The sequence below is a fragment of the Williamsia sp. genome, assembly GCF_036566845.1.
Classification (GTDB): Bacteria; Actinomycetota; Actinomycetes; order Mycobacteriales; family Mycobacteriaceae; genus Williamsia.
The window spans coordinates 1-2,881 of record NZ_DATCVM010000156.1 but is presented as its reverse complement, the minus strand read 5'-3'; the positions used below and the strand labels follow the sequence as shown (position 1 = coordinate 2,881).

The 2,881-nt window shown below is 63.9% G+C and carries 3 protein-coding genes and 1 pseudogene; all 4 read right to left on the bottom strand.

Translation table 11 applies throughout. The features are described from left to right. Window positions 1-299: Lsr2 family protein (locus tag VIQ49_RS15290; RefSeq protein ID WP_331886064.1), on the bottom strand; the 299-nt coding region annotated here is incomplete at its 3' end. 152 nt (window positions 300-451) lie between these two features. Beyond that, a complete protein-coding gene (lysS, locus tag VIQ49_RS15285; RefSeq protein ID WP_331886062.1) occupies window positions 452-1,987 on the bottom strand; it encodes a lysine--tRNA ligase in 1,536 nt (511 codons plus the stop codon). A 96-nt stretch (window positions 1,988-2,083) separates the two neighbouring features. After that, window positions 2,084-2,524 carry a hypothetical protein gene (locus VIQ49_RS15280; protein WP_331886060.1) on the bottom strand — a complete coding sequence of 147 codons (441 nt, stop codon included), beginning with the start codon at window positions 2,522-2,524 and terminating at the stop codon, window positions 2,084-2,086. A 173-nt stretch (window positions 2,525-2,697) separates the two neighbouring features. Then, window positions 2,698-2,881, bottom strand: a pseudogene (locus tag VIQ49_RS15275) (pantothenate kinase); the annotation flags it as partial.

Sequence of the window (2,881 nt, the reverse complement as noted above, 5' to 3'; positions counted from 1 at the left end):
ATACGGCCACGAGCCGAAACCGGGTGCCCGTTGCGACGCGCCCAGTCACGGATCGCTGCGGTCTGCTCACGGTCCACCGTAGGCTTACCTGCGACGCTGAGGCCTTTGGGGCGCTTACGGCCACCAACCCGACGTGCATGCTCTGCCCACCGCGCGACATCGTCACGTAGCTTGTCAGCGTTCTTGGTCGACAAATCGATCTCATAGGTGACACCGTCGACACCGAACTCGACAGTCTCATCCGCAGTTTTGCTGTCGTCAACATCGTCGACCAGCGTGACCGTAACCTTCTTAGCCATAATGCTCCATTCTTGATGGCTACCCGACACAAGACGGTTTCTCAGAACACAACTCGGAACGAGCGCTACTCGGGGTGGCCGCCTATTGGCCGCCAGCATAGCGCGAATATCTACTTCGCGCTAATAACGCACTAACGAGTTTAAGAAAGTTTTCAAGACTGCGGTTTCACGAGTGGAAAGAGGATCGTTTCCCTAATCCCGAGACCGGTTAGTGCCATGAGAAGTCTGTCGATCCCCATTCCGGTGCCCGTGGTCGGCGGCATCCCCTGCTCCATGGCAGCCAAGAACTCTTCGTCGAGCACCATTGCCTCGTCATCGCCGGCTCGCGCAAGCCTGGCCTGATCCACGAACCGCTCCCGCTGAATGATCGGGTCGATCAATTCTGAATAGCCGGTCGCCAATTCAAAACCGCGAACATAGAGGTCCCATTTCTCGCTGACACCCCGCACGGTTCGATGCTCGCGGACGAGCGGAGAGGTCTCCACCGGGAAGTCCCGGACGAAGACCGGTCCGGACAGCGTCTCCCCGACCTGGTGTTCCCAGAGTTCCTCGACGAGCTTGCCGTGTCCGTAGCCCTTGCCCTCCGGGATCTCCAGGCCGACCCGGGCAGCGACCGACAACAGGTACTCCACCGTCGTGTCGGGCGTGATGTCCTCGCCGAGGGCCTTCGACAACGACGGATACATCTCGACCGAGGTCCAGTCACCACTCAGATCGTTGATCGTTCCATCTGCCATCTCGAGCTGCAGGGTGCCCATCGCTCCGAGCGCGACCTCTTGGATGATCTCCCTGATCATCGTGGCCGAGTCGTCGTACGTGCCGTAGGCCTCGTAGGTCTCGAGCATCGCGAACTCCGGCGAATGCGTGGAGTCCGCGCCCTCGTTGCGGAAGTTGCGGTTGATCTCGAAGACCTTCTCGATTCCGCCGACCACGGCGCGCTTGAGGAACAGCTCCGGTGCGATGCGCAGGAAGAGGTCGATGTCCAGGGCGTTGGAGTGCGTCACGAAGGGGCGGGCCGCGGCACCGCCGTGCAGCGTCTGCAGCATCGGCGTCTCGATCTCGAGGAAACCGCGACGCTCGAGAGCCCCGCGTAGCTCTCGCATGACCGCAACGCGGGTCCGGGCCATCGCGCGGGCCTCCGGGCGGACGATGAGATCGAGGTAGCGCTGCCGCACCCGAGCCTCTTCGCTCATCTCCTTGTGCGCCACCGGAAGCGGACGCAGCGCCTTCGACGCCATCTGCCACGTGTCGGCGAGGACACTGAGTTCACCTCGGCGGGAGCTGATGACCTCACCGTGGACGAACACGAAATCGCCGAGATCGACATCGGCCTTCCACGCCGCGAGCGATTCCTCACCCACACTGCTGCGGCTGATCATCGCCTGCAACTGGGTGCCGTCGCCCTCCTGCAACGTGGCAAAACAGAGCTTGCCGGTGTTGCGGACGAAGATGACCCGGCCCGCGACACCGACGTGCTCGCCCGTCGCGGTGTCGGTCTCGAGGTCCGGATACTTGGCCCGGACCTCCGCCAGCGAATGGGTTCGCGCCACCGAGACCGGGTAAGGCTCGGTGCCCGCCGACAGCATCCGGTCACGCTTTTCGCGACGGATACGCAGCTGTTCCGGTGTCTGATCTTCGACGGTGTCGGCATCTGTTCTGGTGCGGCCCTGGCCACGGACTTCGTTCACGCCAACGACCCTATCGGCCGGAGCTCCGCCCGATCCATTCGCCAAGGCCAACCGGCCTTCACCACTCACGAACAGCGGTCGGCCGCGGGCCGCGGATCAGTGCGCGGCGTACGCGGTCAGCTCGCGCCGGGTGTGCTCGCCGAGCAACCCCGGCGCCGCGTGCCTGGACAGTGCCCGCTGACCGCCCGCGACAAACCGTGCGCCGGTGATGCCCCGGGCCTGCAGGTGCCAGGTCAGCATCTCCGCGTCGTGACCGTCGACCCCGACCAGTATCCAATGCTGGTCAACCGATGCGGTCGACAGAGACTGGGCCGAACCCGGAGTCAACCGGTCGAGAACGTTGCGGGCCGGAATTGCCAACGCTCCCAAGAGAATTCCTTCGTCATCGCGGACACGCTGGCTCCGGATGTCGACGGCGACCGCACCGGCTTCCAGAGCCGGCCGGAACTGATCGGCCGAGATGGACAGGGGCGCCGTCGCCGGAGCGGACACGGGAGCAGCGGACGAAAACGAGATGGGTGCGGAGAGCACAGACATGATGGGTGCTTTCGAGAGTGATCGGCGACGAAGCGCCGGAATCGGGCATAGGGGTCATCGAGAGGCGTTAGCCTCGACAACACTCCTGACAGCTCCGGTTCATCACGGTCGAGATTCTGCCACATCGATTCGGCTTGCACCAGTGCCGACGATCACAGACGTGCGCGGCCGGGTCAGCGGTCCGTCCGCGACTTGCTTCGATTCTCCCGTTGGCGCTCATAGACCAGCCGCAGACCGTCCAGCGTCAGCGTCGGCTCATGGTGCTGCAACGTTTCACATTCGTCGAACACCAGCGGCGCCAGATAACCCGTCGCGACCACCGCCACGTCGTCGGCCGGGCCGAATCCCCGGATCTCC

What these genes read in the sequence shown, in the direction of transcription:
- VIQ49_RS15280 (WP_331886060.1), bottom strand. Translation starts at nt 2,524, where the DNA reads ATGTCTGTGCTCTCCGCACCCATCTCGTTTTCGTCCGCTGCTCCCGTG.